We start from the raw sequence: 25,818 nt of genomic DNA on the forward strand, positions 1-25,818 counted from the left end.
AACCATGTCGGTTTCCGTAACCCTGCCGGCGCTCGGCGAGAGCGTCACCGAGGGCACCGTCACCCGCTGGCTCAAGGCCGAGGGCGAGCGCGTCGAGGCCGACGAGCCGCTGCTCGAGGTCTCGACCGACAAGGTCGACACCGAGATCCCCGCCCCCGCCTCGGGCATCCTGGCCTCCATCAAGGTCGCCGAGGACGAGACGGTCGAGGTCGGCGCCGAGCTGGCCATCATCGACGACGGCTCCGGCGCTCCGGCCGCCGCTCCGGCCCCGGCCGCCGAGGCCGCCCCGGCGCCCGCCGCCGAGGCCCCGGCCGCTCCGGCCCCCGTGGCCGAGGCCCCCGCCGCCCCGGCGCCCGCCGCCGAGGCTCCGGCCGCCGCCCCCGCCGGTGCCGCCCAGGGCACCGACGTCGTCCTGCCGGCGCTCGGCGAGTCCGTCACCGAGGGCACCGTCACCCGCTGGCTGAAGTCGGTCGGCGAGACCGTCGAGGCCGACGAGCCGCTGCTCGAGGTCTCCACGGACAAGGTCGACACCGAGATCCCCGCCCCCGCCTCCGGCGTTCTCCTGGAGATCGTCGTCGGCGAGGACGAGACCGCCGAGGTCGGCGCCAAGCTGGCCGTCATCGGTGCCGCGGGTGCCGCTCCGGCCGCCGCCGCCCCGGCCCCGGCCGCCGCTCCGGCCCCCGCCGCTGCTCCGGCCCCCGCCGCCGCTCCGGCTGCCGCTGCTCCGGCTCCGGCCGCCCCGGCCGCTCCGGCTCCGGCCCCCGCGCCGGTCGCCCCGGCCGCCCCGGCCCCGGCTCCGGCCGCTCCGGTCGCCGCCGCCCCGTCCATCGCTCCGGCCGTCGTGACCCCGGTCCCGGCGACCCCCGCGGCCGCCCCGGCCGAGGACGGCGCGTACGTGACCCCGCTGGTCCGCAAGCTCGCCACCGAGAACGGCGTCGACCTGGCGTCCGTCAAGGGCTCCGGCGTCGGCGGCCGCATCCGCAAGCAGGACGTCCTCGCGGCCGCCGAGGCCAAGAAGGCCGCCGCTGCCGCTCCCGTCGCCGCCGCTCCGGCCGCCGCCGCGAAGGCCCCCGCCCTGGAGGTCTCCCCGCTGCGTGGCCAGACGGTCAAGATGACCCGCATGCGCAAGGTCATCGGCGACAACATGATGAAGGCGCTGCACGGCCAGGCCCAGCTGTCCTCGGTCGTCGAGGTCGACATCACCAAGCTGATGAAGCTGCGCGCCCGCGCCAAGGACGCGTTCGCCGCCCGTGAGGGCGTCAAGCTCTCCCCGATGCCGTTCTTCGTGAAGGCGGCGGCCCAGGCGCTGAAGGCCCACCCGGTCATCAACGCCCGGATCAACGAGGACGAGGGCACCATCACGTACTTCGACTCGGAGAACATCGGCATCGCCGTCGACTCCGAGAAGGGTCTGATGACGCCGGTCATCAAGGGTGCGGGCGACCTGAACATCGCCGGCATCTCCAAGGCCACGGCCGAGCTGGCCGGCAAGGTCCGCGCCAGCAAGATCACGCCGGACGAGCTGTCCGGTGCGACCTTCACCATCAGCAACACCGGCTCGCGCGGTGCGCTGTTCGACACGATCATCGTGCCGCCGAACCAGGTCGCCATCCTGGGCATCGGTGCCACGGTCAAGCGTCCGGCCGTCATCGAGACCGCCGAGGGCACCGTCATCGGCGTCCGCGACATGACCTACCTGACGCTCTCCTACGACCACCGTCTGGTGGACGGCGCCGACGCCGCCCGCTACCTGACGGCCGTCAAGGCGATCCTGGAGGCCGGCGAGTTCGAGGTCGACCTCGGTCTGTAAGGCACGGATGAGGCACGCTGCCGATAAGGCAACGTAACGAGCCTCACCTGCGGCGCCCCCGCCCGGAAGTGTTTCCGGACGGGGGCGCCGCCGTATTGTCTAAGGGTCAACACTCCCCGAGGAGCCGCTTCATGACCGTCCCCGTCGTCCACTCGCTGCGCGAGCAGATCCGCGAGCACATCGTGGAGGGGATCGTCAGCGGGCGCTGGAAGCCGGGCGAGCGCATCGTGGAGCGCCGGATCGCGACCGAGCTGGAGGTCTCCCAGACCCCGGTCCGCGAGGCGCTGCGCGAGCTGGAGTCGCTGCGGCTGATCGAGTCCGCGCCCAACAAGGGCGTCCGGGTCCGCAACCTGACCGCGGCCGACCTGGAGGAGAGCTACCCCGTACGCGCCGGTCTGGAGCAGATCGCGGCCGAGCTGGCGGCCGGGCGGCTCGCGGCGGACTGCTCGGCCCTGGAGCCGCACGTGGCGGCCCTGTACGAGGCGGACGCGGCCATGGACGGGACGGCGCAGGTGCGGCACACGGTGGCCTTCCACCGGGAGCTGGTGAAGGCGGCCGGGAACGGCGTCCTGCTGCACACCTGGGAGACGCTCGGCATCGAGGTCTTCACGGCCCTGTCGATCCGCTGGCTCGGCACGGTCCAGAAGTCGTACGCGGAGGAGCACCAGGAGCTCGTGGAGGCCTTCCGGCGGGGCGACCCGAACATCGGTGCCCTGGTGAAGGCGCACGTCCTGGGCTGCGCCCCGCGAGCCTGAGCCACGGATGTACGCACAGTGAGCGGGTCCGTCCTCCGACGGGCCCGCTCATTCGTGCGCGCGCACCCTCATACAACCAGCCCCACCTGCGAAAACAGGACAGAAAACAAGGCACCGGGTGCCCTTTTCCTTGGCACCCTGTGCCGACTTTCTCGATCCGAAGAGGTTTTCGCCTTCAACCCTTTGATCGATCATCGATCGCCGGTTTACAGTCTTCGGCGGGCCGCCACCCGGCCCATCGCCCTGTCCTGCCAGACAAGGCCCCCTTATCTCCACCCTCATCTGTCCGGAAGGCGGCGATCATGACCGATCCCGTAGGCAAGATTCCGAGCGAGCTCGACCAGCTCCCGGACCGTGACACCGAGGAGACCGCCGAGTGGGCGGCCTCCCTGGACGCCGTCACCAAGGCCGCCGGCCCCCACCGGGCCGCCTACCTGATGCGTCGTACCCTCCAGCACGCCGAGGGCGCGGGCCTGGCCCTGCCCAAGCTCCTGGAGACGGACTACGTCAACACCATCCCCACCTCCGCCGAGCCCTCGATCACCGAGTTCGGCGGCGACGAGGAGATGGAGCGGAAGATCACCGCGTGGAACCGCTGGAACGCGGCCGCGATGGTCACCCGCGGCTCCAAGCACGGCGTCGGCGGCCACATCGCCACCTTCGCCTCCGCGGCCTGGCTCTACGAGACCGGCTTCAACCACTTCTTCAAGGGCAAGGAAGCCGACGGTTCCGGCGACCAGCTCTACATCCAGGGCCACGCCTCCCCCGGCATCTACGCCCGCGCCTTCCTCGACGGGCGCCTGAACGAGGCCCACCTCGACAACTTCCGGCAGGAGTCCGGCGGCAACGGCCTGCCCTCCTACCCGCACCCGCGCCGCCTCCCCTGGCTGTGGGAGTTCCCCACCGTCTCCATGGGTCTGGGCCCGCTCTCCGCGATCTACCAGGCGCGCTTCAACCGCTACCTGACCAACCGCTCCATCAAGGACGTCTCCGCCTCGCACGTGTGGGCGTTCCTCGGTGACGGCGAGATGGACGAGCCCGAGTCGACCGCGGCCCTCGCCCTGGCGGCCCGCGAGGGTCTGGACAACCTGACCTTCGTCATCAACTGCAACCTGCAGCGCCTCGACGGCCCGGTCCGTGCCAACTTCAAGATCGTGCAGGAGCTGGAGGCCCAGTTCCGCGGCGCCGGCTGGAACGTCGTGAAGTCGCTGTGGGGCAACGCCTGGGACGAGCTGTTCGCGCTCGACACCACCGGTGCGCTCGTCCGCCGCCTCCGCGAGGTCCCGGACGCGCAGGTCCAGACGTACCAGACCCGCGACGCCGCCTACATCCGCCAGGACTTCTTCGGCAAGGACCCGGCGCTCGTCGCGATGGCGCAGCTGCTGTCCGACGACAAGATCCTCGAGTGCTTCCACCTCTCCCGCGGTGGCCACGAGCCGCGCAAGGTGTACGCCGCGTACAAGGCCGCCCTGGAGTTCAAGGGCGCGCCGACGGTCATCCTCGCGCAGACCGTCAAGGGCTTCACCCTGGGTGAGGGCTTCGCGTCGAAGAACGCGAACCACCAGATGAAGAAGCTGACGACGGACGAGTTCAAGAACATGCGTGACCTTCTTGAGCTGCCGATCTCGGACGCCCAGTTCGTCGACGGCGTGGTCCCCTACGGCCACCCGGGCGCCGACTCCCCCGAGGTGCGCTACCTCCAGGAGCGCCGCGCGGCCCTCGGCGGCCCGGCCCCGGCCCGCCGCACCCACGCGCTCGCCCCGCTGCCGGCCCCGGCCGACAAGGCGTTCGCCGCCTTCGACAAGGGCTCCGGCTCGCAGTCGATGGCCACGACGATGGCGTTCGTGCGACTGATCAAGGACCTGATCCGCGACAAGGAGACCGGCAAGCGCTGGGTCCCGATCGTCCCGGACGAGGCCCGTACCTTCGGCATGGAGAGCCTCTTCCCCTCCCTCGGCATCTACTCGCCGAAGGGCCAGACGTACGAGCCGGTCGACCGCGACCAGCTGATGTACTACAAGGAGGCCAAGAACGGCCAGATCCTCAACGAGGGGATCACCGAGGCCGGTTCGATGGCCGACTTCATCGCCGCTTCCACCGCGTACTCCACGCACGGCGAGGCGATGATCCCGTTCTACATCTTCTACTCGATGTTCGGCTGGCAGCGGACCGCCGACCAGATGTGGCAGCTCGGCGACCAGCTCGGCCGCGGCTTCCTCGTCGGCGCGACCGCCGGTCGTACGACCCTGACCGGTGAGGGCCTCCAGCACGCCGACGGCCACTCCCCCGTCATCGCGGCCACGAACCCGGCGGCGCTGACCTACGACCCGGCGTTCGCCTACGAGGTCGCGGCCATCGTCAAGGAGGGTCTGCGCCGGATGTACGGCGAGGCCGCCGAGGGCGAGGACCAGAACGTCTTCTACTACCTCACCGTCTACAACGAGCCGATGCCGCAGCCGGCCAAGCCGTCCGGCATCGACGAGGGCATCATCAAGGGCCTCTACCGCTTCAACACGGCCGAGTCGGCCGGCCTGGAGCTGCCCGCGAACGCCTCGCGCATCCAGCTCCTCTCCTCCGGCACGGCCATCCACTGGGCCCTGGAGGCGCAGAAGCTGCTCGCCGCCGAGTGGGGCGTGGCCGCCGACGTGTGGTCCGCGACCTCCTGGACCGAGCTGCGCCGCGACGCGCTGGAGGCCGACGCGGCCCTCCTGCGCGGCGAGGAGCAGGTGCCGTACATCCGCAAGGCACTCGAGGGCATCGACTCCCCGGTCCTCGCGGTCTCCGACTACATGCGCCAGGTCCCCGACCAGATCGCGCAGTGGGTCGAGCAGGACTACAGCTCGCTGGGCGCCGACGGCTTCGGCCTCTCGGACACCCGCGAGGCGGCCCGCCGCCACTTCGGCGTCGACGCCCAGTCGATCGTCGTCGCGGCCCTGGCCCAGCTGGCCCGCCGCGGCGAGGTCCCGGCCTCGGCCGTGAAGGAGGCGCGCGAGCGCTACGGCCTGTAAGGGCCTCCCATCCGTCCGAGGGGTCGCATCCGTACGCACATACGGAGGCGGCCCCTCGGTCGTTTCAGTTCCGGGTACGGGGCCGGGCCAGCATCGCCCAGGCGGCGGGTGCGGTCGCCGCGAGCAGGGCGGCGGCCGTGCCCAGGGCCGGAAGGGCGTCGGCGGCGGTCAGGTAGACGCCGCCGACGACGGCGACGCCGAGGGTGCCGCCGAGCTGCTGGACGGCGTTGAGCAGACCGGCGGCCGAGCCGGCTTCCTGGTCGGAGACGGGGCGCAGGGCCAGGGTGAAGAAGGGCGCGGTGAACAGGCCGACGCCGAGGCCGGCGAGAGCGAGCGCGAAGGGCAGGCCGAGGGGGTAATCGCCGGCCGGGACGGCCCGGTGGGCGAGCGCGGCGGCGGCCAGTCCTGCCGCGAGGACGACGAGGCCTGCGACCAGGACACGGGCCCCGCCGTACCGGGGAACGAGCCGGCTGCCTGCTGCCCCGGAACCGACGGCCAGGCCCGCGGACCAGGGCAGCAGGGTGAGGCCGGCGGTGAGCGGGCCCCTGCCGAGGCCGAGTTCCAGCTGGAGCACCACGGTGATCATGACGCCGTTCATGACGGCGAAGAACAGCGTCGAGGTGGCCAGCGCGGAGGGGAACGCCCGGCCCCGCAGCAGCGAGGGCTCGACGAGCGGAGTGCGGCCGGCGGCGGCCGCCCGGCGCTGGTGGGCGACGAACCCGGCCAGAACGAGCGCGCCGAGCCCGGCAGCGGCCCAGGCCCCCGCCCCCGGCACCCCCGTGCCCGCCGCGAGCGGGACCACGAGCAGCGCGGTGCCGGCCATGGCCAAAGCAGTGCCGAGGAGGTCGAGACGCGGTCGTACGGGGGCGCGGTCCTCGCGCAGCCGCGGGACGAGGGCCAGCACAACGGCGGCGAGCGGCAGGTTCACCAGGAACACCGCGCGCCACGAGCTGCCGAGGACGTCGGCGTGCGTGAGGACGCCGCCCAGGACCGGCCCGAGGACGGCGGACAGGCCCATGACCGGCCCGATGGCGCCCAGCGCCTTGGACAGTTCGTCGCCGTCGAACATGGCCCGGATGAGCCCGAGGGTCTGCGGGATGATCAGCGCGGCGGCCAGCCCCTGCGCCGCGCGCATCCCGATGAGAACGCCGGTGCCCGGAGCGAGCGCGCAGGCCAGCGAGGTGACCGCGAAGGCCGCGACGCCGATCCGGAAGACCCGGCGGCGCCCCGCGATGTCCCCGAGCCGGGCGGCGACGAGCAGCCCGAGGGCGAAGGCGAGGGTGTAGGCAGCGCTGAACCAGGGAATCGCGGCGACGGCCCCGCCGAGATCGTCATGGATGACGGGCCCGGCGACCTGGACGATCGTGGCGTCGAGCAGATTCATGGCCTCCGCGACGAGGAGCGCGACCAGGGCGATCCACCGAGAGCGGTACGGGGCCGGGGCCGGGGCGAGGGTCGTGGGCTGGTGTGTCATGGGGACCACCGTGGCGGCCGACACTCATCCGGTTCCATGTTCAGCGCGCAGATCGCCGATCTCTTCCATCCGGACCCGCTAGCGTGCCGAACATGCTCATCCTCGACGAGCTCGACCGCGCTCTCATCCACGCCCTCCACGTCGACGCCCGCGCCCCGTTCACCCTCGTCGCCGATGTGCTCGGGTCCTCCACCCAGACCGTCGCGCGCCGCTACCGCCGCCTGCACGCCGAGGCCGGGCTGAGGGTGGTCGCGCTGCCGAACCCGCGCAGTGCGCACACGGACCAGTGGTTCCTGCGGCTGACCGCCGCCACCCGTACCGCCCACGACCTGGCGGCCGCGCTGGCGCGCCGGCCCGACACCTCGTGGGTGCGGCTGACCTCCGGCGGCACCGAGATCGTCGCGATCGTCCATGCCGCGCCCGGCGGCCCGGACGCCCACTCCCTGCTGCTGCGCGACATCCCGCGCACCGCCGGTGTCACCGGCGTCTCCGCGCACTATCTGCTGCACACCTACCTCGGCGGGCCCACCCCCTGGCGCGGCCGGCTCGGCGCCCTCTCACCCGAGCAGGAGGCCCGGCTGCGCGCCGAGGCCGCCCCTGCCCCAGACACCGCTCCGTACGCCCTCACCGACGCCGACCGCCGCCTGCTCGCCGCACTGCGCACGGACGCCCGGGCCGGCTACGCGGACCTGGCGGCCGCGACCGGGTCCACGCCCGCCACCGTGGCCCGCCGGCTGACCGCGCTGCGGGCGCGCGGCGCGCTGTTCTTCGACATCGACATCGAACCGGCCGTGCTCGGCGTCACCGTCTCCGCGCTCCTCTGGATGCAGGTCGCGCCGAGCCGCCTCGACGAGGTCGCCACCGCCCTCGCCGATCATGACGAACTCGCCCTCGTGGCCGCCACCACCGGCCCCACCAACCTGGTGGCGCACGCCCTGTGCACCGACGCCGAGGCCCTGCACCACTACCTGACCCGGCGGATCGCCCTGGACGCCATCACGCGCATCGAGACCGCACCCGTCCTGCGGACGTACAAGGCCGCCGCCACCCTGCGTGGTTGAGGCCTCCATGATGGATCCATGCGTGCCGCCCGCCTCATCAAGATGGTCCTGCTCCTCCAGAACCGGCCGTCCATGACCGCCGCCGAACTCGCCGCCGAGCTGGAGGTGTCGGAGCGGACCGTCACCCGTGACGCCCTCGCCCTCTCCGAGGCGGGGGTCCCGGTGTACGCGGACCGGGGCAGGGCCGGCGGCTACCGGCTCGTCGGCGGGTACCGCACGCGGCTCACGGGCCTGGAGCGCGGCGAGGCGGAGGCGCTGTTCCTGTCGGGACTGCCGGGCGCGCTGCGGGACATGGGGCTCGCGGACGCGGCCTCCTCGGCCCGGCTGAAGGTCAGCGCGGCCCTGCTGCCCTCGCTGCGCGACGCCCCCGTCTCGGCGGCGCGGCGCTTCCACCTGGACGCCCCGGGCTGGTACCAGGAGCCGGAGACCCCGGAGTTGCTCGCGCCGGTGGCGGAGGCGGTGTGGGACGACCGGTGGGTGTCGGCGCGCTACCGGCGCGGGGACGGCGAGGAGGTGGAGCGGGAGCTCGAACCGTACGGCCTCGTCCTGAAGGCGGGCGTCTGGTACGTGTGCGCGCGCTCGGGTTCCTCCTTCCGTACGTACCGGGTGGACCGGTTCACGGCGGTGGCCGTGGGCGAGGAACGGTTCGAGCGGGACCCGGACTTCGACCTGCCCGTCTTCTGGGAGGAGCGGGCGGCGGAGTTCGCCCGGTCGATCCTGCGCGCCGAGGTCGTCGTACGGCTGACGGAGGCGGGGGCGCGCAGGCTGCCGTACGTGACGGACCGTGCCGCGGCCGAGGAGGCGCTCGCGGCGGGGGACGCCGAAGGGGGGCGGGTGACCGTGACGCTCCGGGTGGAGAGCGAGGAGGTCGCCTTCGGCCAGCTGCTCGGTCTCGGCCCGGAGGTGGAGGTCCTCGCCCCGGCCGCGCTCCGGGAGCGGTTCGCGGAGGCGGCCCGGGGCATGGCGGAGCTCTACCGGTAGGGCTCCGGTGGGGTTCTGTTGGTAGGGCTGCGGTGGGGTCCTACCGGTAAGGCTGCGGGGTTCTAGCGGTAGGGCTCCGGCAGAGTTCTAGCGGTAGGGCTCCGGCGGGGTCCTAGCGGTAGTCGGCCACGTCCGGCTTTCCGGTCTCGCTCGCGAGGATGAAGCCCCAGGCGTCCGGCCGGGAGCCGTCGGCGTCCGTGAAGCCGTACTCCCCGGCCAGCTGCGCGCTGGAGAGCGACTGTCCGGTCCAGCGGTGCCGGTCGGGGTCGGCGGCGAGGGCGGCGACGGCACGGCCGACGTACACCGGGGACTCGGAGATGCCGAAGTCGGGGAGCTTCTCGGTGGCGTCGCGCCAGTTCTCCTCGGTGACGCCGAAGCCGGCGAGCATCTGCTCCGACCTGAGCCAGCCGGGGGTGACGGCGACGGCCGTCCCGCCGTACTCCTCCAGTTCCTTCGAGAGGCCGAAGGCCATCCGGATGGGGGCGTTCTTGGCGAGGTCGTAGAAGAGGTTCTCGCGGAAGCGGGTGCCGTTGTACGCGGCGGTGCCGTCGGTGACCTCGACGACGAGCCCGCCGGGGTTGCGGGTGAGCAGCGGCAGGACCGCGTGGGAGGTGATGACGTGCGTCCTCACGCCGAGTTCGAGCATCCGCAGACCTCCGTCAAGGTCCATCTCCCAGGTCTTCTTGCCGAAGGTGACGAGGTGCTCGCCGCCCCACACGTCGTTGACGAGGACGTCGAGCCGGCCCCGCTCGCGGTCGATCCGGTCGACGAGGGCGCGGACCTGCTCCGGTTCCAGGTGGTCGGTGGGGACGGCGATGCCCTCGCCGCCGGCGGCCGTCACCAGTTCGGCGGTCTCCTCGATGGTCTCCGTGGCGCGGCCCACCTCGCTGAGCTTCTCGCGGGTGGTGCGGCCCGTGACGTAGACGGTGGCTCCGGAGGCGCCGAGCTGGACGGCGATGGCCCGTCCGGCGCCCCGGGTGGCTCCGGCGACCAGACAGATCCGTCCGCGCAGGGGTGTGGTTTCAGTCGTCATGATCACCAGGCTGACAGGAAAAGACGACATCTTCTGTCGGGATTCCGCCCGGATTCCATCCGGATTCATTTCGGGCTTTCCGGGTGCGTCGGACTCCGCGAGCCACGATGCTGGTGCCGTGATGGACGAGACCGAGTTCTGGGAGCTGATCGACGCCACCCGCGAGGAAGCCGAGGGCGACCCCGAGGAGCAGGCCGATCTGCTCGTGGAGCGGCTGACCCGGCTTGACCCCGACTCGGTGCTGGACTACGCGCGCCATTTCGAGGCCCGCTTCAACCGCGCGTACCTCTGGGATCTGTGGGGTGCCGCGGCCGTGCTGTTCGACGGGGCGGCCGAGGAGACCTTCGACTCGTTCCGCTGCTGGCTGATCGGCCAGGGCCGGGAGGTGTACGAGGGGGGCGTGCACGATCCGGACGCGCTGGCGGAGCTGCTCGGCGACTTCGACGTGGAGATCGACGGGGACGGTGAGGAGATCGGCTTCGCGGCGGACGAGGCGTACGAGGCGCTGACCGGCGCCGAGACCCCCGATCTGGGCATCCCGATGCCGGGCGGGGAGCCGCTCGGCACCCCCTTCGACCTGGAGGACGACGACGTGCTCGCGGCCCGCTTCCCCCGTCTGTGGGAGCGCTTCGGGACGGCGTAGGAAGGTACCGGGGGTGCGGATGGGGGATCCGCACCCCCGGGTGGTTCAGCCCAGCTGGAGCCGGGGGTTGGTAACTGCTCGCCGGGGAGTGCGCGAGGTCGAGTTAGCTCGATCGTGTGATGGTCCGGTCGCAGGCTTGCGGCGTCCTGGGCTGATCGGGTTAACGTGGCGGTGTGATCTGGGACACCGGGAACGGAGCCAGCGTGCGGAGCCCCCTTTCCTCCGGAGAGAAGGTCTGGGGCCTCTCCGTCGCCTTCTGTCCGTACCCACTTGGCCAGGTCGTAAGGGAACTGGCCTCCTTGGACCGGACCACGCACGCGATGCGTGTCGCTGCCCAGGGGTTGAGTACGCCGGGGACCAGTGCGCCCAAGACCGTTCGGGGCGTGCGGCTGAACAGGACTCGCTCCTGCTCAGTCACCAGGAACGGTTCTCCTGCCCGAGGACCATGTCCGTGCACGGCTGGAGTGCCGGGCGAGGCCGGCGCCGATGCCGGAGGAGGCCCCGGTGATGACGGCCGTACGGCCGGAGAAGACCTCGGCGGCGGTCATCAGAAGTGCGTCCCGCCGTCGATGCGGACCTCGGTGCCGGTGATGAACCTGCCGTCCTCGGAGGCGAGCATCGCGACGACGCCGGCGACGGTCTCGGGGCCGGCGAAGCCCTGGCCGAGGGCGGGGGCGAGCTTGGCGAAGAGGGACCAGTCGGTGTCCTCGGGCAGGCCGGGGCCCGTCGACTGCTTGGAGGCGCCGGAGCCGTCGGTCATGCCGGAGGAGATGGAGCCGGGCTGGACGGCGGTGAAGCGGATGCCCTGCTTGGCGTACTCGGCGGCGAGCGCGTGGGTCATGGACTGGATGCCGCCCTTGCTGGCCGCGTAGGCGGACATGTAGGGGTGGGCGAACATCGCGGAGGTGGAGGAGAAGTTCACGACGGCGGAGTCGTTGCCCTCCAGGAGCGCCGGGATCGACTCGCGGATCATGAGGAAGGTGCCGGTGAGGTTGACCCGGATCACCTGCTCGAAGGCGTCGAGGCTCGTCTCGTGGGTGTGCGAGGAACGCAGGATGCCGGCCGCGTTGACCAGCACGTCCAGGCCGCCGAGGGTCTCGACGGCGGCGGCGACGCCGGCCCGTACGGAGGCCTCGTCGCCGATGTTCACGACGATCGTGGTGAGGCGGTCGGCGGCGTCGCCGGCCTTGGCGACGGTGTCCTTGAGGCCGTCCTCGCTGATGTCGGCGGCGACGACCCGGCCGCCCTCGGCGAGCATGCGCAGGACGGTGGCCTGGCCGATGCCGGAGCCGCCGCCGGTGACGAGTGCGCGGCGTCCTTCGTAACGGGTCAGCTGGTTCATGTCGGCAACCTCTCGATGTCAAGCTTTCCGGGGGTGCTGCCACCGTACGCCCGAGTGGCACGTTTTGCCACACCTGCACGTCATGCACGTTCGGCAGTCGCGGGCGTACGCTTCGTGGGTGAGCACCAAGCCCGAGGGCGCCACGCCCCCCACCCCCTCGCCGCCCCCGCTCCCCTCGCTGACGGAGCGGCGCAAGGCGGCCACCCAGCTGGACATCGCCCGCGCCGCCGTCGAGCTCTTCACCGAGCGCGGCCCCGACGACACCACGGCCGAGGACATCGCCCAGCGGGCCGGCGTCGCCCTGCGCACCTTCTACCGCTACTTCCGCTCCAAGCAGGACGCCGTCGCCCCGCTCCTCGCGGGCGGCGCCGACCGCTGGCGGGAACTCCTCGCCGCGACGGAACCGGGCGCGGGCCTGCCCGAGGCCCTGGAGCGCTCGATCGCCGCCTCGCTCACCCCGTCGAGCGAGGCCGACGCGGAGGGCCTGCGCTGGACGCGCGGGCTGCTGCGGGCCGCCGCCCAGGACCCCGCCCTCCGGGCCGTCTGGTACCGGGTCAACCAGGAGTCCGAGGAGCGCCTGCGCGAGGTCGTCGCCGGGCTCACGGGGCCGGACGCCGACCCGCTGGAGGTACGGCTCGCGGCGGCGGCGGCCACCGACGCGATCCGGATCGCCCTGGAGAGCTGGGCCGAGACGGACGCCCCGGAGCTCGGAGAGGGCTCACCGGCCGCCCTCGCGGTGCGGTGCCTGCGGGAACTGATGGGCGGGATGCGGCTGTTGCGGGACGGGACGGGGGAGGCCTCAGCTCCGTAGCAACCGGCCCGTGCGGTACGCGGATGCCGCGAAGCTCCTCAGCTCCGTAGCGACCGACCCATGAGGACGTCGTCCACGTACGCCCCGTCGAGGAAGATCTCCCCCGGCAGCACGCCCTCGACCGCGAAGCCCTCCGAGGCGTAGAGCGCGCGGGCCGGCGCGTTGTGCCCGAGGACCCGCAGGGTGATCCGGACGGCGCCCTCCTCCCGGGCCCGGTCCATCGCGGCCCGCAGCAGCGCCCGGGCGACGCCCTTGCCCCGGGCGGACTCGGCCACGGCGAGGCCCTGGATCTGGCGGACGTGGGCGGTGGCGGCGAGCGGGGTCGGCGGCGCCACCCGGACGAAACCGACGACCGCTCCCCCGTCCACCGCCACGAGGTAGTGCCCGGGCAGGTGGCGCTCGTCGAAGAAGGGCGCGCCCGGCTCCGGAAGGGGCTGCACTGCGTGAAGCGTCGACCAGGTGGCCCGGTCGAGCTCCGCGAGCGCGGCGTCGTCGTCCTGCACGGCGGTACGTATGCGCATCTGCGTCTCCGGCACGATCATGGCGGCCACTGTGCCACGCAGCGGGCGGGGAGGGCAGGAGGGCGACCGGGCGGCCTTCCGGGAGGACAGGAGGGCGACCAGGCCGCCTTCCGGGAGGGCAGGAGGGTGACCACACGGCCTTCCGGGAGGGCAGGATGGTCACCATGCAGCGTTCCCCCATCCGCAAGCGTGTCGCCGTCACCGGCGCCTCCGGGCTCATCGGCTCGGCCCTCGTCCGCTCCCTGCGCACCGACGGCCACGACGTCCTCCGCCTCGTCCGCCGCCCGGCCCGGACCGCCGACGAGGTCGAGTGGGACCCCGAGCGTCTCTACGTGGACGCCGCCGGGCTCGTCGGCGTCGACGCCGTCGTGCACCTGGCGGGCGCCGGCGTCGGCGAGCGCCGCTGGAACGAGGCGTACAAGAAGGAGATCCGGGACAGCCGGGTGCTCGGCACGACGGCGATCTCCCAGGCGCTCGCCTCGCTCGCGAACCCGCCGGAGGCGCTGGTCTGCGGCACGGCACTCGGCTGGTACGGGGACACCGGCACGCGCGCGGTGGACGAGAGCGCCCCCGCCGGTACGGGCTTCCTGCCCTCGGTCTGCGTGGAGTGGGAGGCTGCGGCCGCCCCCGCCGAGGAGGCCGGCATCCGGGTCACCTACGCCCGTACGGGCCTGGTGGTGGCCCGCGAGGGCGGCGCCTGGGGACGGCTCTTCCCCGTCTTCCGCGCCGGGCTCGGCGGGCGGATGGGCGACGGCCGCCAGTACTGGTCGCACATCTCCCTCCACGACGAGGTGGCCGCCCTGCGCCATCTCGTCGACACCCCCGCCCTCTCCGGTCCGGTGAACCTGACGGCCCCCGAGCCCGTCACCAACCGCGAGGTGACGGCGGCGATGGGCCGCGTGCTGCGCCGCCCGACCCTCTTCGCCGTCCCCGCGCCCGTCCTGAAGGTCGTCCTCGGCGACTTCGCCGACGACGTGCTGGGCAGTCAGCGGGTGCTGCCGGGGCGGCTGTTGGAGACCGGTTTCGACTTCGCCTTCCCGACGATCGACGACGCGATCCGCGCGGCGCTCCGCTAGCGGGTGCGTCTGCGCTCCCCCGTGCTGCGTGCACCCCGCCGCGCGCGGGCCGACTTCCGTGCGGGTGCCTCCTAGGCTCGACGCCCACCGTTCGATGCCCGCTGTTCGATACGAACGCGAACTCGGGCATTCCGGAGGCCCGTTGGGGGCATAAGGCCTCCCACCGGCGGCGCCTACCTGGGGAGGGGCACGTGCTCAGTACCGCAATCAGCGCACAGCACAGGGACGTCGTGGAGACCGTCGACGTCGTCATCGTAGGAGCCGGGACCGCGGGGCTCGCGGCCGCGCACCGGCTGACCGGCGCCGGGCTCGCCGTCGCCGTCCTGGAGGCGGAACCGCGGATCGGCGGCCGGCTGGCCACCGACGACGTCGACGGCTTCCTGCTCGACCGGGTGGGCCCGCTGCTCACCCTCTCGCCCGAGGAACTGCGGACCGTGCCGGGCCTCGAAGGCCTCGCCCTCCGCCCCTTCGCCCCCGGGGTGCTCGTGCACAGCGACGGGCGGTACGCGCGGTGGGGCGTCCCGCACCCGCGCCGGGCGGCCGGCCAGCGGGGCGGCGGGGTCCACCGGGGCGTGGGGGGAGCGTTCAGCATGGCGCGCGCCCTCGCGAGCGCCCCCCGGAATCCGGCCGCCTCGCTCGACCAGGCGCGGCTCGGCGCGTCCCTCGTCCGACTCGCCGCGACGCCGACGGCGCGACTGCTGACCCGGCCGGAGCGGACCGCCAGGGAGGCCCTGACGTCCCGGCTCCCCGCCCGTACGGTCCAGGGGGTGCTGCGGCCGCTGCTCGCCGCGCTCCTCGCCGATCCGGACCTCGGCATGTCGAGCCGTCAGGCGGACCTGGCGCTACGGGCCTTCGCCCGCGGCAGGCCGGCCGTCCCCGAGGGCGGCTCGGCGGCGCTGCCCTCGCGGCTTGCGGCCGGACTGCCGCCGGGCACGGTCCGGACCGGCGTCCGGGTCACGGACGTGTCGGTCTCCCGGGTCACGACGGCCGAGCACGGGGTCATCGGCTGCCGCTCGGTCCTCCTGGCCACGGGGGCACGCACGGCGGCCGGGCTGCTCCCGGGCCTGCGGGTCCCCGCCTTCCACCCGGTCACGGTCCTGCACCACACGGCCCCCGTGGCGCCGTGCGGGGACCCGACGCTGCTCCTGGAGTCCGACCCGGGCGGTCCGGTGGCCCACACGGCGGTGATGAGCACGGTCGACCCGACGCGGGCGCCGGCGGGCCGGGCCCTGATCACCTCGACGGTCCTCGGCACCCCGCCGGACGACACGGAACGCCGGGTCCGCAAACACCTGGCCACGCTCTACGGCACCTCGACGGACGACTGGGAGCTCCTGGCCCTCCACCACACCCCGGAGGCGGTCCCCGCGATGCCGCCCCCGCACGACACCCACCGCTCGGTCCGCCTGCTTGCGGGGCTGTACGTGTGCGGCGACCACCGCGACGCGAGCACGGTCGGGGGCGCCCTGGCCTCGGCCCACCGCGCGACGACGTCCCTCCTGAGGGACCTGGGCGTCCGCACGCCCCTACCGGAACGAGACGCAGCGGCCTGACGGGACCGCCCTGTCGTGGGCGCCGCGTGCCACCGCCGTTGTGCCCACCCGTTCCGCTGGGGCGGTGCCCACCCGCCCGAACGGCGCCCACCCCGTTGCGGGCGGCGCCCGTCCGGGGCGGCGCCCCCGCCGCCCCCGTTGTGGGCGGCGCCCCGCCGTTGTGGGCAATCGTTCCGCAGGGCGGAACGGGTGGGCACAACGGACCCGCGCCCTCCCGGCGCCCGAGGCTCCCGCGCCCCGACCCGCACCGCGAGTGACGGCGCCGCCGGGGTGCGGGTCCAGGCGCGGAACGCGGAGGCGCCGCTGAAGCGCGCCGTCCCGTGTGCCCACCCGTCCCGCCCTGGGGGACGATTGCCCACACGGCGGCGGGGCGACGCCCGCCCAAACGCGGAGCCACACGGGGGCGGGGGCGAAGCCCCGGGCGGGCGAAGCCCAGCCGGGCGCGGGGCGCGCAGGCAGCGCGGAGGTCCCGGAGCCGCGCCGCCCGCACGGGGGGCGCCGCCCAGCGCAGGCGCGGGCCCACACGGGGCGGGGGCGTCAGCCGAGGGCGGCTACGCGGTCGCGGTACGTGCGGGCCGCCGCCGCGTCGCGGTACGGCTCAAGCCGGCGCTCGAAGTCCCGGACGTACTCCACCGCACGGGCCGACCGCATCTCCGAGGCCTGCTGCGCCGCCTCCGCGCCCAGCGCGCACGCCTGGTCCAGTTCGCCGAGGGCCAGGCGCGACGTGGCCAGGACGACGCGGCAGAACAACCGGCTGCGGGCGTAGCCGGGCGCCCGGAGCTGGAGCGCGCGTTCCGCGTGCTGCGCGGCGGGCCGGTACTGCTGGAGGTCCCGGTGGCAGTGTCCGAGCTCGTCGGCGAGCTGCGCCTCGTCGAAGTGGCGGGCCCAGTACGGGACCTCGTCCCCCGGCCGGGCCGCCTCCAGGGCCCGTTCCGCCCGGACCAGGGAGGCGCTGCAGGCCCGCGCCTCGCCGAGGACCGCGTGGCCCCGCGCCTCGACCGCGTGCAGCATCGCCTGGACGACGGGCGGCGCGGCGGGCCCGACGCCCTGCTGGGCGACCCGGGCGAGCTGGACGGCCTCGCGCCCGTGGCCGAGGTAGACGGCCTGGCAGCTCATGGTGAGGAGCACGTACGAGCCGTAGGCCCGGTCCCCGGCCGCCTGGGCGAGGCGCAGCGCCTGGACGAAGTACCGCTGGGCGAGGCCGTGGGCGGCGATGTCGTACGAGGTCCAGCCGGCGAGCCGGGTGAGGTCGGCGGCCGCGGCGAAGAGGCGGCGGCCCGTGGACTCCCCGTACGTGCCGCGCAGCATGGGCTCGGCCTCGTGCTCCAGGTAGCGGACGAGGGCCTGCCGGGCGTGCCCGCCGCCGTAGGCGTGGTCGAGGGTGCGGAAGAGTTCGCCGACGGAGCGGAGGGCGGCGATGTCGCCGCTGGAGACCCGCTGGCCGGGCCCCCGGTCCGTACCGCGCTGGCGGGGTACGGAGAAGCGGCCCTGGGGCGGGACCCGGAGGTCGTGCGGGGGCGGCCCGGCGGAGGCGCGGGGTGCGGCGGGGGCCGGTTCGCCGCGGGCGACCCGGTCGTCGGCGCGGCCGATGAGCCAGTCGCGGCTGGGGACGACGAGGCCGGCCGGGGTGAAGGCGATCTTGCGGAGTTCGGCGTGGCTGCCGGAGTCCTTGCGCCACAGGCCGCTGACGATGTCGACGGCCTCCTCGGGGGTGGCGGCGAACTCCAGGCCCGCGTAGACGGGCGCGCAGGCGTCGAGGCCGAGGTCCTGGGCGGAGAGGCGGCGGCCCAGGCGGCGGGTGAAGACCTCGGCGATGAGGGCGGGGGTGGTGCCGCGCGGCTGTTGTCCGCGGAGCCAGCGGGTCACGGAGGTCTTGTCGTACCGCAGGTCGAGGCCGTGTTCCAGACCGAGCTGGTCGACCCGTCTGGCGAGCCCCGCGTTGGAGAACCCGGCTTCGGCGATGAGCGCGGCGAGCTGGCGGTTCGGGATGCGCTGCGGTGGTCGTTCCGTCATCAGCTGTGCGGTCTCCTGCCTTCCGGGTCCGGGCGGCAGCCCCGTCGGACCCTCATGGAACGGCGTGAATTTAGCGGTCTCCACGGCCCGTACCGCCACCTTCGCCCCACATTCATCCGATCGTGTGAGGATTGACGGCATCGCTGACGTAGGCGCCGCCGTCCACCTGCCGGAGGGGCGTCCCCGGCGCCGCCGTACAGTGGCATGGGCGCGAATGACGCATGGTGCCGAGCCGGCCCGGGATGATCCCCGGTCCCCGGTTCCCGGCACCCAGGAGGAGGCATGGCCGTGAGTGAGCTGCGATTCGTCCGCCTTGGGTTCGGCGAGGAAGCCGTCGAGTACCAGGTGGCCTGGGACAAGCAGCGCGAAGTGCACGCCGCACGGTTCGCCGACGAGATCGACGACACCTGTCTGCTGGTGGAGCACCCGCCTGTCTACACGGCCGGCCGGCGCACGCAGGAGAACGAGCGGCCGCTGGACGGGACGCCGGTGGTGGACGTGGACCGCGGCGGCAAGATCACCTGGCACGGCCCCGGCCAGCTGGTCGGCTACCCGATCATGAAGCTGCCCCGCCCGGTGGACGTCGTCGCGCACGTGCGCCGCCTGGAGGAGGCCCTGATCCGTACGGCCGCCGAGTTCGGCGTGGAGACGACGCGGGTCGAGGGTCGCAGCGGGGTCTGGGTCCTGGGCGACCCGGTCGAGCAGCGCCCGTCGATCGGCGGCCTGTCGCTGGACTTCGACCCGCGGCTGACGGACGAGGAGTTCGACCCGCGCCTCAACGGTCCCGAGTACGCCCCGTCCAACGCCGGCCAGCGCCGCGAGGACCGCAAGCTCGCCGCGATCGGCATCCGGGTCGCCAAGGGCGTCACCATGCACGGCTTCGCCCTCAACGTGAACCCGGACAACACCTGGTTCGACCGGATCATCCCGTGCGGCATCCGGGACGCGGGCGTGGCCTCGCTCGCGAACGAGCTGGGCCGGAACGTCACGATCGAGGAGGTGCTCCCGGTCGTGGAGAGGCACCTGCGGGACGTCCTGGAGAACGCGGACCTGAAGCCGCGGGAGATCGAGCGCGAAGGCGCGGGCCAGGCGGTACGGGCCTCGGCCTGAGGAATGCCGGGCTCTGGCCACGGGTTGGCCACGCGTAGAGCAAGGCATGGAAGCAACGGGCGTACCCTGGTGTGCGCCGAAGAATCGAAGCTACAGGAGCCGATGTGTCCGCAGTCGCCCCCGACGGACGCAAGATGCTGCGCCTGGAGGTCCGGAACGCCCAGACCCCCATCGAGCGCAAGCCCGAGTGGATCAAGACCCGCGCGAAGATGGGTCCGGAGTACACGAAGATGCAGGGCCTCGTGAAGAGCGAGGGCCTGCACACGGTCTGCCAGGAGGCGGGCTGTCCCAACATCTTCGAGTGCTGGGAGGACCGCGAGGCGACCTTCCTCATCGGCGGTGACCAGTGCACCCGGCGCTGCGACTTCTGCCAGATCGACACGGGCAAGCCCGAGGCCCTCGACCGTGACGAGCCGCGCCGCGTGGGCGAGTCGGTCGTCACGATGGACCTGAACTACGCCACCATCACGGGCGTCGCGCGCGACGACCTGGAGGACGGCGGCGCCTGGCTGTACGCGGAGACCGTGCGCCAGATCCACCAGCAGACGGCGGACCGCGCCGACGGCCGTACGAAGGTCGAGCTGCTGGCCCCCGACTTCAACGCGGTGCCGGAGCTCCTGAAGGAGGTCTTCGACTCCCGCCCGGAGGTCTTCGCGCACAACGTCGAGACCGTCCCGCGGATCTTCAAGCGGATCCGTCCGGGCTTCCGGTACGAGCGCTCCCTGGACGTCATCACCCAGGCCCGCGACTACGGTCTGGTCACGAAGTCGAACCTGATCCTCGGCATGGGCGAGACCCGCGAGGAGATCAGCGAGGCGCTCCAGCAGCTGCACGACGCGGGCTGCGAGCTCATCACGATCACCCAGTACCTGCGCCCCTCGGTCCGGCACCACCCCGTGGAGCGCTGGGTGAAGCCGCAGGAGTTCGTGGAGCTGAAGGAGGAGGCCGACGAGATCGGCTTCTCCGGTGTGATGTCGGGCCCGCTGGTCCGCTCCTCGTACCGCGCGGGCCGGCTGTACCAGCAGGCGATCGAGAAGCGCGGCGCGGTGGACAACGCCACGCAGGCGGTCTGATCGCTCCACGCGCCCGCCGTGTGAATCGGCGCACAAGTAGTTACCGGCCGGTACTGGCCGAATTCGATGCGGTCCGTACGACCCCGCAGCTCAGCGGGGACGTACGGGCCGCATCGTCGTTCCCCCACTCGCCCGACCGGCCGCATCAACGTTTCATCAGTGTTTGACCACCGGGTCACGCCCTGGTAACACCGATCTGTGAGCCTGGTTTCACTCACCGCCACCACCCGCTCACGACCCCCCACCTCGTCTCACCCGCAATCGAGAGAGGACCCCGACATGCCGGCCGCATCGACGCACGTCCGCGTCACCGCGATCCCGTCCGTCACCGACGCCCTGAAGGCCGTGGAGGCCCTACTCCTGGGCGCCGGCCAGCGCACCGCCCGGCGCAACGCCTGGAACTCCGTCCTGGAGGACCGCCGCCGCGCCAAGGACCGGGTGGAGGCCCAGCACGTGATGGAGGTCGCGTCCGGCCGGGCTTCCCGGGCCACGTAAACTTCAGGACATGGCGAGGAAGGCAAACACGGGCAGCGCTGACGCTGCGAACCCCGGGCGACTGAAGCAGATCGCCCTCACGTACCAGATGACCCGAAAGGCGGACCCGAAGGTCGGTCTGGTCGTCGCGGGCGTGGGCATCGTCGTACTCGGTGTCCTCCTCGGGATCGGCTTCCTCATCGGTCATCCGGTCTACCTGGGCATCCTGGGCTTCGTCCTGGCGCTCCTGGCGGCGGCCATCGTCTTCGGACGACGTGCCGAGCGCGCGGCCTTCGGGCAGATGGAGGGCCAGCCGGGCGCGGCCGCGGCGGTGCTGCAGAACGTCGGGCGCGGCTGGACGACGACCCCCGCGGTCGCGATGAACCGCAACCAGGACGTCGTGCACCGCGCGGTCGGCCGGGCCGGCATCGTCCTGGTGGCCGAGGGCAACCCGAACCGGGTCAAGACCCTGCTCGCGGCCGAGAAGAAGCGGATGAACCGCGTCGTGGTGGACGTGCCGGTGCACGACATCATCGTCGGCGACGGCGAGGGCCAGGTGCCGCTGAAGAAGATCCGTACGACCATGCTCAAGATGCCCCGCGTGCTCACCGGCCCGCAGGTCACCGCGGCCAACGACCGGCTGCGGGCGATGGGCGACCTGATGAGCAACATGCCGCTGCCGAAGGGTCCGATGCCGAAGGGCATGCGGATGCCGCGCGGCGGAAAGATGCGCTGACACCCGACCTGACGAGAAAGGCCCCGGACCACTCGGTCCGGGGCCTTTCTCGTATTCGATTCTCAGATGCGGACCTGGACGGCGCCGGAGAGGCGGTCGTGGAGGCCGCGGCCGTCGCGGTCCCAGATGAGGGCCGGGATCGCCAGGCAGACGAGCAGGGAGCGCAGCGCCACGCGGAACAGGCCGAGGCGTCCGCCGTTCGCGGAGACGACCCGCAGGCCGAAGATCCGCTTGCCGGGCGTCGAACCGACGGTGCCGACCGTCAGGACGCCCAGGACGAACAGGATGAGCAGGGCCCAGTTGCCCGTCGCCTGGTTGTAGCCGTCGGTGATCAAGCCGTATGCGATCAGCATGCAGAGGGCCCAGTCGACGGCGAGGGCGCCGAGGCGCCGCCCGGGGCGGGCGATCGAGCCGGGGCCCTCCTCGGGCAGCCCGAGCTGCTCACCGCGGTAGCCGAAGTCGACGCCTGCGTCCTCGGCCGCCGCGCGGGGGCCGGAGAGCCAAGATCCGAGTGCTTGCCTGTTGTCCACCCGACCACGGTACTGTGCCCGTTTTTGATCAGTTCGGCCCGGGTCGGAGTACGGTGCAAGAGAGGCGGTGCGCCACCCGGCCCGGTTAACTTCTACGAAACAAACGGGTCATGCTTGAGAAATCCCGTCTGCCTATGGTCGGGTCCAGCGTGTGCCACCGCACTGGCCGCACGACCGCTGCAACCCCGCCCCTCCCCGGGCCGGGAGTAGGAGGAGTTGGATGTCCCAGAACGGCTTCCAGAACGCCGACGAGGTCCAGAAGTTCATCAAGGACAACGACGTCAAGATGGTCGACGTCCGGTTCTGCGACCTCCCGGGTGTGATGCAGCACTTCACGATCCCGGCGACGGCCTTCGACCCGTCCGAGGAGCTCGCCTTCGACGGCTCGTCGATCCGCGGTTTCCAGGCCATCCACGAGTCCGACATGGCGCTCCGCGCCGACCTGTCGACGGCCCGCGTGGACCCCTTCCGTCGCGACAAGACGCTGAACATCAACTTCTTCATCCACGACCCGATCACGGGCGAGCAGTACAGCCGTGACCCGCGGAACATCGCGAAGAAGGCCGAGGCGTACCTCGCCTCCACCGGCATCGCCGACACCGCCTACTTCGGCCCCGAGGCCGAGTTCTACGTGTTCGACTCGGTCCGCTTCGAGACCTCCGCGAACCAGGGCTTCTACCACATCGACTCCGAGGCCGGCGCCTGGAACACCGGTGCGGAGGAGAACAACCGCGGCTACAAGGTCCGCTACAAGGGCGGCTACTTCCCGGCCCCGCCGGTCGACCACTTCGCCGACCTGCGCTCGGAGATCTCCCTGGAGCTGGAGAACGTCGGCCTGCAGGTCGAGCGCCAGCACCACGAGGTCGGCACCGCCGGCCAGGCCGAGATCAACTACAAGTTCAACACGCTGCTCGCCGCGGCCGACGACCTGATGCTCTTCAAGTACATCGTGAAGAACGTCGCCTGGCGCAACGGCAAGACCGCGACCTTCATGCCGAAGCCGATCTTCGGCGACAACGGCTCGGGCATGCACGTCCACCAGTCGCTGTGGTCGAACGGCGACCCGCTGTTCTACGACGAGACGGGCTACGCGGGCCTCTCGGACACCGCCCGCTACTACATCGGCGGCATCCTCAAGCACGCCCCGTCGCTGCTCGCCTTCACCAACCCGACGGTGAACTCGTACCACCGCCTGGTCCCGGGCTTCGAGGCCCCGGTCAACATGGTGTACTCGCAGCGCAACCGCTCCGCCGCCATGCGCATCCCGATCACGGGCTCGAACCCGAAGGCCAAGCGCGTCGAGTTCCGCGCGCCGGACCCGTCCTCGAACCCGTACCTCGCCTTCTCGGCGCTGCTCCTCGCGGGCCTCGACGGCATCAAGAACAAGATCGAGCCGGCGGAGCCGATCGACAAGGACCTCTACGAGCTCGCTCCCGAGGAGCACGCGAACGTCCAGCAGGTCCCGACCAACCTGGAGGCCGTCCTCAACGCCCTCGAGGACGACAACGAGTACCTGCAGGCCGGCGGCGTCTTCACCTCGGACCTCATCGAGACCTGGATCGACTACAAGCGCACCAACGAGATCGCCCCGATCCAGCTGCGCCCGCACCCGCACGAGTTCGAGCTCTACTTCGACCTCTAAGCCGAGGCCGCTGCCCGGCGAGGCCCGTCGCCCCCTTCCGAGGGGACGGCGGGCCTCGCCGTTTTCTCGCCAAGATCACAGCAATGCGAACAGCTGACGAACTATCGGCCGTACCTACGAGTAGGGGATTCACGCTCCGCGACTGATCGATAGCGTGTCGTCGTCGCTGCCGCCACACCCGGAGCACAGGGCTCCGCTGGGACTAGCTGGCGCGATGAGGACTGCCTACGTGACTCAGGCGGCTTTCGCCCCTGCAGAGACGCTCCGACTCAAGCCGTACACCGATCACTGCCGCGTCATCGCCGACGAGGGCGCGCACGTGGTCATCGGCGTCTCCCCGGGGAACAGTTATTTCACCGCCCAGCGGCTGCGCGAGCTGACGCGCTGGGGCTTGGACCACTTCGATCAGGTCGATCTCGTCTACACCGATCTGCATGTCGCCGACATGTACGAGGCGCTGGGGTACGGGGCCGACGAGGCGCGGCGGAAGGCCGTCAAGAACCTGCGGGGGGTGCGGGCCAAGGTCGGGGCGGCCGTGGCGGAGGCCGATCCCACGGGCGTGCGGGTACGGGCCCGCGGGATGTCGGAGTTCGGGGACGTCCCGGCCTACCGCGAGCTGCACCGCACGGTGCTCGACGCGGTGGCGGCGGACCCGGTGGTGCGGGAGACCTGCGATGCGCTGACCGGGATCTTCCTGGCCGGGAAGCTGGCGCCGGGGCAGGTGACCGACGAGCGGCAGCGGGAGGTGTGCCGGGCGTACATCTGCGCCGAGGTGCCGCTGTTCCTGGACACGCCCGCGATCCTCGGGGTGCCGTCCTCGCTCAACTGCTACCACCAGGCACTGCCGCTGGCCGATCTGCTGTACGGGCGGGGGTCCGGGCTCCGGGCCTCGCGCAACCAGGGCCACGGCATCCTCACCCCCGTCGAAACCGCCGCCGAGACGACCGTTGAAGGAGCCGCGTGATGAGCGTCGCCGTCGAGACCCTGCCTGCCTTCCCCTTCGACTGGGACGGGACCCGGCTGCCCTCCGAGGTCGCCGCGCTGCGCACCGAACCGGTCCGGAAGGTCCGCACGATCGCCGGGGCCGAGGCCTGGCTGATCTCCTCGTACGAGCTGTGCAAGCAGGTCCTGGAGGACCCGAGGTTCAGCCTGAAGGACACCTCGGCGCCGGGAGCGCCCCGGCAGTACGCGCTGACGATCCCGCCGCACGTGGTGAACAACATGGGCAACATCACCGGGGCCGGGCTGCGCAAGGCCGTCATGAAGGCGATCAACCCGAAGGCGCCCGGCCTGGAGGAGTGGCTGCGGGCGCGGGCCGGGTCCCTGGTGGACGCGCTGGTCGCCGAGGGGGCGCCCGGGGAGCTGCGGGGCGGCTATGCCGATCCGTACTCGGCGGGGCTGCACTGCCGGATGCTGGGCATCCCGGAGGAGGACGGGCCGCGGCTGCTGCGCAGCCTGGACGTGGCCTTCATGAACGCACCGCGCGAGATCGAGGCGGCCCGGCTCAACTGGGACCGGGACATCACCTACATGACCGAGCGCCTGGACGATCCGGCGACGGGCGGGCTGATGGCGGAGCTCGCGGCGCTGCGCGAGGACCCCGACTACGCGCATCTGACGGACGAGATGCTGGCGACGGTCGGCGTGACCCTCTTCGGGGCCGGGGTGATCTCCACCGCCGGGTTCCTGACGATGGCGCTGGTGTCCGTACTGACCCGGCCGGACGTGCGGGAGGCCCTGACCGCCGGCGGCGCGCACGGGGTCTCCGGGGCGATGGACGAACTGCTGCGGGTGAACCTGTCGATCGGCGACGGGCTGCCGCGGCTCGCCCTGGAGGACGTACGGCTCGGCGACGTCGACGTACGGGCCGGTGAACTGGTCCTCGTGCTCGTGGAGGCCGCGAACCACGATCCCGAGCGCTTCCCCGACCCGCTGGCCTTCCGGCCGGACCGGGAGAACGCCGCCGAGCACCTCTCCTTCGGCGGCGGGCGGCACTACTGCCCGGCGACGGCGCTCGGCAAGCGGCACGCCGAGATCGCCCTGGAGACGCTCCTCGACCGGCTGCCGGAGCTGCGGCTCGCGGTGCCGGTCGAGCAGCTGGTGTGGCGCACCAACTTCATGAAGCGGCTCCCCGAGCGGCTGCCGGTGGCCTGGTAGCAGGCGGGATCCCGG

At 72.5% G+C, this 25,818-nt stretch carries 23 protein-coding genes; 16 read left to right on the forward strand and 7 right to left on the reverse strand.

Annotation, left to right across the window (positions count from 1 at the left end; translation table 11 throughout):
- Window positions 1-4 precede the first annotated feature (4 nt).
- The 3 genes from sucB (at window position 5) to aceE (ending at window position 5,573) form a co-directional block, all read left to right on the forward strand.
- Window positions 5-1,810, forward strand: a complete 1,806-nt coding sequence (sucB, locus tag SVTN_RS10610; RefSeq protein WP_041128867.1) for a 2-oxoglutarate dehydrogenase, E2 component, dihydrolipoamide succinyltransferase — start codon at window positions 5-7, stop codon at window positions 1,808-1,810.
- Between the two features lie 131 nt (window positions 1,811-1,941).
- Entirely contained in the window at window positions 1,942-2,565 is a 624-nt protein-coding gene (locus SVTN_RS10615) for a GntR family transcriptional regulator (protein ID WP_041128868.1), read from the forward strand.
- A 302-nt stretch (window positions 2,566-2,867) separates the two neighbouring features.
- The gene (aceE, locus tag SVTN_RS10620; RefSeq protein ID WP_041128869.1) at window positions 2,868-5,573 is read left to right on the forward strand and encodes a pyruvate dehydrogenase (acetyl-transferring), homodimeric type; all 2,706 of its coding nucleotides are present in this window, start codon (window positions 2,868-2,870) and stop codon (window positions 5,571-5,573) included.
- 64 nt (window positions 5,574-5,637) lie between these two features.
- On the opposite strand, the gene SVTN_RS10625 is transcribed toward aceE, so the two are convergent.
- Complete coding sequence (locus tag SVTN_RS10625) at window positions 5,638-7,047, reverse strand: MFS transporter (protein ID WP_052499646.1); 1,410 nt, start codon at window positions 7,045-7,047, stop codon at window positions 5,638-5,640.
- A 92-nt stretch (window positions 7,048-7,139) separates the two neighbouring features.
- On the opposite strand from SVTN_RS10625, the gene SVTN_RS10630 reads away from it, so the two are divergent.
- Both SVTN_RS10630 and SVTN_RS10635 read left to right on the forward strand, forming a co-directional pair.
- On the forward strand, window positions 7,140-8,108 hold the full coding sequence (locus SVTN_RS10630) for an Lrp/AsnC family transcriptional regulator (RefSeq protein ID WP_041133761.1): 969 nt from the start codon (window positions 7,140-7,142) through the stop codon (window positions 8,106-8,108).
- A gap of 18 nt (window positions 8,109-8,126) precedes the next feature.
- Complete coding sequence (locus tag SVTN_RS10635; protein WP_041128870.1) at window positions 8,127-9,089, forward strand: helix-turn-helix transcriptional regulator; 963 nt, start codon at window positions 8,127-8,129, stop codon at window positions 9,087-9,089.
- Between the two features lie 112 nt (window positions 9,090-9,201).
- Here SVTN_RS10635 and SVTN_RS10640 read toward each other — a convergent pair whose 3' ends face one another.
- On the reverse strand, window positions 9,202-10,122 hold the full coding sequence (locus SVTN_RS10640; RefSeq protein ID WP_041133762.1) for an SDR family oxidoreductase: 921 nt from the start codon (window positions 10,120-10,122) through the stop codon (window positions 9,202-9,204).
- Window positions 10,123-10,243: 121 nt separating this feature from the next.
- Between SVTN_RS10640 and SVTN_RS10645 the strand changes: the two genes are divergently transcribed.
- A complete protein-coding gene (locus SVTN_RS10645; RefSeq protein ID WP_041128871.1) occupies window positions 10,244-10,765 on the forward strand; it encodes a DUF4240 domain-containing protein in 522 nt (173 codons plus the stop codon).
- Window positions 10,766-11,175: 410 nt separating this feature from the next.
- On the opposite strand, the gene SVTN_RS44200 is transcribed toward SVTN_RS10645, so the two are convergent.
- Both SVTN_RS44200 and SVTN_RS10650 read right to left on the reverse strand, forming a co-directional pair.
- The gene (locus SVTN_RS44200; protein ID WP_159026433.1) at window positions 11,176-11,313 is read right to left on the reverse strand and encodes a hypothetical protein; all 138 of its coding nucleotides are present in this window, start codon (window positions 11,311-11,313) and stop codon (window positions 11,176-11,178) included.
- Window positions 11,313-12,107 carry an SDR family NAD(P)-dependent oxidoreductase gene (locus SVTN_RS10650; RefSeq protein ID WP_099055183.1) on the reverse strand — a complete coding sequence of 265 codons (795 nt, stop codon included), beginning with the start codon at window positions 12,105-12,107 and terminating at the stop codon, window positions 11,313-11,315. The genes SVTN_RS44200 and SVTN_RS10650 overlap by 1 nt, the downstream gene beginning before the upstream one ends.
- Window positions 12,108-12,225: 118 nt before the next feature.
- Between SVTN_RS10650 and SVTN_RS10655 the strand changes: the two genes are divergently transcribed.
- On the forward strand, window positions 12,226-12,918 hold the full coding sequence (locus SVTN_RS10655) for a TetR family transcriptional regulator (protein WP_041128872.1): 693 nt from the start codon (window positions 12,226-12,228) through the stop codon (window positions 12,916-12,918).
- 38 nt (window positions 12,919-12,956) lie between these two features.
- Here the strand turns inward: SVTN_RS10655 and SVTN_RS10660 are convergent, their stop codons facing one another.
- The gene (locus SVTN_RS10660) at window positions 12,957-13,439 is read right to left on the reverse strand and encodes a GNAT family N-acetyltransferase (protein ID WP_245727490.1); all 483 of its coding nucleotides are present in this window, start codon (window positions 13,437-13,439) and stop codon (window positions 12,957-12,959) included.
- A gap of 155 nt (window positions 13,440-13,594) precedes the next feature.
- Here SVTN_RS10660 and SVTN_RS10665 point away from each other — a divergent pair, with 155 nt between their 5' ends.
- Window positions 13,595-14,515, forward strand: a complete 921-nt coding sequence (locus SVTN_RS10665) for a TIGR01777 family oxidoreductase (protein WP_099055184.1) — start codon at window positions 13,595-13,597, stop codon at window positions 14,513-14,515.
- 191 nt (window positions 14,516-14,706) lie between these two features.
- Window positions 14,707-16,068 (forward strand): FAD-dependent oxidoreductase, encoded by a 1,362-nt coding sequence (locus SVTN_RS10670; RefSeq protein WP_078908284.1) that lies wholly within the window; start codon window positions 14,707-14,709, stop codon window positions 16,066-16,068.
- A 537-nt stretch (window positions 16,069-16,605) separates the two neighbouring features.
- Here SVTN_RS10670 and SVTN_RS10675 read toward each other — a convergent pair.
- Complete coding sequence (locus tag SVTN_RS10675; protein WP_041128873.1) at window positions 16,606-18,081, reverse strand: NsdA family TPR-like regulatory protein; 1,476 nt, start codon at window positions 18,079-18,081, stop codon at window positions 16,606-16,608.
- A gap of 288 nt (window positions 18,082-18,369) precedes the next feature.
- Here SVTN_RS10675 and lipB point away from each other — a divergent pair, with 288 nt between their 5' ends.
- From lipB to SVTN_RS10695, 4 genes are all read left to right on the forward strand, one after another.
- Window positions 18,370-19,191 (forward strand): lipoyl(octanoyl) transferase LipB, encoded by an 822-nt coding sequence (gene lipB, locus SVTN_RS10680; RefSeq protein ID WP_041133767.1) that lies wholly within the window; start codon window positions 18,370-18,372, stop codon window positions 19,189-19,191.
- Between the two features lie 104 nt (window positions 19,192-19,295).
- Complete coding sequence (gene lipA / locus SVTN_RS10685; RefSeq protein WP_041128874.1) at window positions 19,296-20,264, forward strand: lipoyl synthase; 969 nt, start codon at window positions 19,296-19,298, stop codon at window positions 20,262-20,264.
- Between the two features lie 279 nt (window positions 20,265-20,543).
- A complete protein-coding gene (locus tag SVTN_RS10690; RefSeq protein WP_041128875.1) occupies window positions 20,544-20,759 on the forward strand; it encodes an SCO2195 family GlnR-regulated protein in 216 nt (71 codons plus the stop codon).
- A 10-nt stretch (window positions 20,760-20,769) separates the two neighbouring features.
- Window positions 20,770-21,474, forward strand: coding sequence for a DUF4191 domain-containing protein (locus SVTN_RS10695; RefSeq protein WP_041128876.1), 705 nt, complete (start codon window positions 20,770-20,772; stop codon window positions 21,472-21,474).
- 62 nt (window positions 21,475-21,536) lie between these two features.
- Here SVTN_RS10695 and SVTN_RS10700 read toward each other — a convergent pair whose 3' ends face one another.
- Entirely contained in the window at window positions 21,537-22,004 is a 468-nt protein-coding gene (locus SVTN_RS10700; protein WP_041128877.1) for an RDD family protein, read from the reverse strand.
- Window positions 22,005-22,224: 220 nt separating this feature from the next.
- Between SVTN_RS10700 and glnA the strand changes: the two genes are divergently transcribed.
- From glnA to SVTN_RS10715, 3 genes are all read left to right on the forward strand, one after another.
- Complete coding sequence (gene glnA, locus SVTN_RS10705) at window positions 22,225-23,646, forward strand: type I glutamate--ammonia ligase (protein WP_041128878.1); 1,422 nt, start codon at window positions 22,225-22,227, stop codon at window positions 23,644-23,646.
- A 229-nt stretch (window positions 23,647-23,875) separates the two neighbouring features.
- Complete coding sequence (locus SVTN_RS10710; protein ID WP_078908286.1) at window positions 23,876-24,610, forward strand: cyclodityrosine synthase; 735 nt, start codon at window positions 23,876-23,878, stop codon at window positions 24,608-24,610.
- On the forward strand, window positions 24,610-25,803 hold the full coding sequence (locus SVTN_RS10715; protein ID WP_041128879.1) for a cytochrome P450: 1,194 nt from the start codon (window positions 24,610-24,612) through the stop codon (window positions 25,801-25,803). Before SVTN_RS10710 ends, SVTN_RS10715 begins: the two co-directional genes overlap by 1 nt.
- The last annotated feature ends 15 nt before the right edge of the window (window positions 25,804-25,818 follow it).

It is taken from the genome of Streptomyces vietnamensis, assembly GCF_000830005.1.
Taxonomy (GTDB): Bacteria; Actinomycetota; Actinomycetes; order Streptomycetales; family Streptomycetaceae; genus Streptomyces; species Streptomyces vietnamensis.

Excerpts from the sequence above, each read along its gene's own strand:
- SVTN_RS10715 (WP_041128879.1), top strand. The coding sequence starts at position 24,610 with ATGAGCGTCGCCGTCGAGACCCTGCCTGCCTTCCCCTTCGACTGGGAC.
- SVTN_RS10635 (WP_041128870.1), top strand. The coding sequence starts at position 8,127 with ATGCGTGCCGCCCGCCTCATCAAGATGGTCCTGCTCCTCCAGAACCGG.
- SVTN_RS10625 (WP_052499646.1), bottom strand. The coding sequence starts at position 7,047 with ATGACACACCAGCCCACGACCCTCGCCCCGGCCCCGGCCCCGTACCGC.
- SVTN_RS44200 (WP_159026433.1), bottom strand. The coding sequence starts at position 11,313 with ATGACCGCCGCCGAGGTCTTCTCCGGCCGTACGGCCGTCATCACCGGG.
- SVTN_RS10665 (WP_099055184.1), top strand. The coding sequence starts at position 13,595 with ATGGTCACCATGCAGCGTTCCCCCATCCGCAAGCGTGTCGCCGTCACC.
- SVTN_RS10640 (WP_041133762.1), bottom strand. The coding sequence starts at position 10,122 with ATGACGACTGAAACCACACCCCTGCGCGGACGGATCTGTCTGGTCGCC.
- glnA (WP_041128878.1), top strand. The coding sequence starts at position 22,225 with ATGTCCCAGAACGGCTTCCAGAACGCCGACGAGGTCCAGAAGTTCATC.
- SVTN_RS10690 (WP_041128875.1), top strand. The coding sequence starts at position 20,544 with ATGCCGGCCGCATCGACGCACGTCCGCGTCACCGCGATCCCGTCCGTC.
- aceE (WP_041128869.1), top strand. The coding sequence starts at position 2,868 with ATGACCGATCCCGTAGGCAAGATTCCGAGCGAGCTCGACCAGCTCCCG.
- sucB (WP_041128867.1), top strand. The coding sequence starts at position 5 with ATGTCGGTTTCCGTAACCCTGCCGGCGCTCGGCGAGAGCGTCACCGAG.
- SVTN_RS10695 (WP_041128876.1), top strand. The coding sequence starts at position 20,770 with ATGGCGAGGAAGGCAAACACGGGCAGCGCTGACGCTGCGAACCCCGGG.
- SVTN_RS10650 (WP_099055183.1), bottom strand. The coding sequence starts at position 12,107 with ATGAACCAGCTGACCCGTTACGAAGGACGCCGCGCACTCGTCACCGGC.
- SVTN_RS10660 (WP_245727490.1), bottom strand. The coding sequence starts at position 13,439 with ATGCGCATACGTACCGCCGTGCAGGACGACGACGCCGCGCTCGCGGAG.
- SVTN_RS10645 (WP_041128871.1), top strand. The coding sequence starts at position 10,244 with ATGGACGAGACCGAGTTCTGGGAGCTGATCGACGCCACCCGCGAGGAA.
- SVTN_RS10630 (WP_041133761.1), top strand. The coding sequence starts at position 7,140 with ATGCTCATCCTCGACGAGCTCGACCGCGCTCTCATCCACGCCCTCCAC.
- SVTN_RS10675 (WP_041128873.1), bottom strand. The coding sequence starts at position 18,081 with ATGACGGAACGACCACCGCAGCGCATCCCGAACCGCCAGCTCGCCGCG.
- SVTN_RS10615 (WP_041128868.1), top strand. The coding sequence starts at position 1,942 with ATGACCGTCCCCGTCGTCCACTCGCTGCGCGAGCAGATCCGCGAGCAC.